1 pseudogene is annotated in these 522 nt (G+C 31.8%); it reads left to right on the top strand.

The window, feature by feature from the left end:
- Positions 1-237: 237 nt before the first annotated feature.
- A pseudogene (locus tag RSC39_RS12065) lies at positions 238-522 on the top strand (transposase); the annotation flags it as partial.

Raw genomic sequence — 522 nt, 5'->3', positions numbered from 1 at the left:
CTGGAACCAGAGACTTTAAGATATTCTATCGGGTATCAAGTCATGGCTAAATAATCAACTAGCAATTCGGGTTATATTATATAATATAAAATCTTTTAATGCAAGTGAAGGTATGGGTTTCAAACTTTAAACTGCAAGAAATTTTACGTATAAATAAAGATATAAGTTTAAGGGCACCTCTAAAAACGTATGAAAAGAGGTATAATAGATTAAAAATAAGCTAACGAGGTATTGAAGATGAATTTATTTGGAGATAGCGACTATCTTGAAAAATTAAGTTTAAAAGGAGACCCTCTTGAGCGGTTAGAAAAAGTGGTTGATTTCGAGTGTTTTCGCCCAACTCTTAACCGGATTTTTTAGTATGATTTAAAAAACAAATCTCATGGTGGTAGACCGCCCTATGACCTTGTTTTAATGTTGAAAATTCTAATTTTACAACGCTTATACAATCTATCTGATGATGCAATGGAATATCAAATGATTGACCGGATTTCGTTTAGAAGATTCCTTAAGATTGATGAC

This window comes from Lactococcus sp. (assembly GCF_036648155.1).
In the GTDB taxonomy this organism is placed as follows: Bacteria; Bacillota; Bacilli; order Lactobacillales; family Streptococcaceae; genus Lactococcus; species Lactococcus cremoris.
The sequence above is the reverse complement of the archived record's forward strand: the minus strand, read 5'-3'. Positions and strand labels throughout refer to the sequence as shown.